The sequence below is a fragment of the Microbispora sp. H10670 genome (assembly GCF_014161385.1).
GTDB lineage: Bacteria > Actinomycetota > Actinomycetes > Streptosporangiales > Streptosporangiaceae > Microbispora > Microbispora triticiradicis.
On sequence record NZ_JABBWW010000081.1, the window covers coordinates 1 to 1,370 of the forward strand.

Here is a 1,370-nt window from a genome sequence, read left to right on the forward strand (position 1 = left end):
GCCAGGGTGATTGCGTAGTCGGTGGGCGCTGGCCCTGATCTGGGAATCTGTGGTGTGAGTGGCATCTTCGACGGCAGGTAAAGCGGGTGAGACCACATCGGTGATCATGGAGTTCTCGACGCTTCATGACCCCTTGAGGACCTCACCCGCCGATGACATCGTCCCTCATTCCCGCACTGGCCGTCACGGCAGCCGCCCACGGCACCCCGCCGACTCCGGTCACCGAAGGTGAACACGGTGGCCTGCTGCGCGCCTTGGCCGCGGTCCCGGATCCGCGTGACCCACGTGGGATGCGCTACCCGCTGTGCGCTGTGCTGGCCGTCGCCGTATGCGCGGTACTGGCCGGGGCCTCCTCATTCGCCGCGATCAGCGACTGGCTGCACGACCTGGACGAACACGCCAAGATGCGGCTGGGATTCGACCGAGGCGTGCCGGCGGGCACAACGGTGTGGCGGCTGCTGACCCGCCTGGACGCCGGCCTGCTTGCGACCGCCCTGGCCGGATGGCTTCGTGCCCGCACCCCGCCTGCCCCGTCCCGGCCACGCCGCTATCGCAGGGTGATCGCCGTCGACGGCAAGACGCTGCGCGGTGCGCGCCGCCCCGGCGGCGGCCAGGTCCACCTGCTGTCCGCGCTGGACACCAGCACCGGCATCGTGCTCGCCCAGGTCACCGTGGACGCCAAGTCCAATGAGATCCCGGCGTTCGCGCCGCTGCTCGACGCCGTCGCCGCCGTCCTGGGCAGCCTGACCGGGGTACTGTTCGTCGCCGACGCACTGCACACCCAGACCGGCCACGCCCGCGAGATCGCCGCACGCGGCGCTCATCTGCTCATCCCGGTCAAGGGCAACCAGCCCACCCTGTACGCCCAGCTCAAAGCCCTGCCCTGGCCGCAGATCCCGGCCGGGAACCGCACCCGCGACCGCGGGCACGGCCGCCGCGAGACCCGCACCGTCAAAGCCGTCACCATCGCCACCCCCGGCGGGATCACCTTCCCGCACGCCGAGCAGGCCGTGCGGATCACCCGTACCCGCATCACCAAAGGCAAGACCAGCCGCGAAACCTGCTACCTCACCGTGTCACTGCCCGCCGCCGACGCCCACCCCGCTGACCTGCAGGACTGGACCCGCCGCCACTGGCACATCGAGAACATGGTGCATCACGTCCGGGACGTGACGTTCCGTGAAGACCTCCACCAGGCCCGGACCGGTACCGGGCCCGCCGTCATCGCCACACTGCGTAACACTGCGATCGGCTACCACCGCATCAACGGCGAGACCAACATCGCCCGCGCCACCCGACGCGCCAACCGCCGCCCACACGACCTCATCACCGCCGTGACCAGCAGCTACCCCACAACGCAATGACCCTGG

The 1,370-nt window shown here is 70.1% G+C and carries 1 protein-coding gene; it reads left to right on the forward strand.

The genetic code is table 11. The features are described 5' to 3' along the window. Nucleotides 1–152 precede the first annotated feature (152 nt). A complete protein-coding gene (locus HHX33_RS34605) occupies nucleotides 153–1,364 on the forward strand; it encodes an ISAs1 family transposase (protein ID WP_220502507.1) in 1,212 nt (403 codons plus the stop codon). The last annotated feature ends 6 nt before the right edge of the window (nucleotides 1,365–1,370 follow it).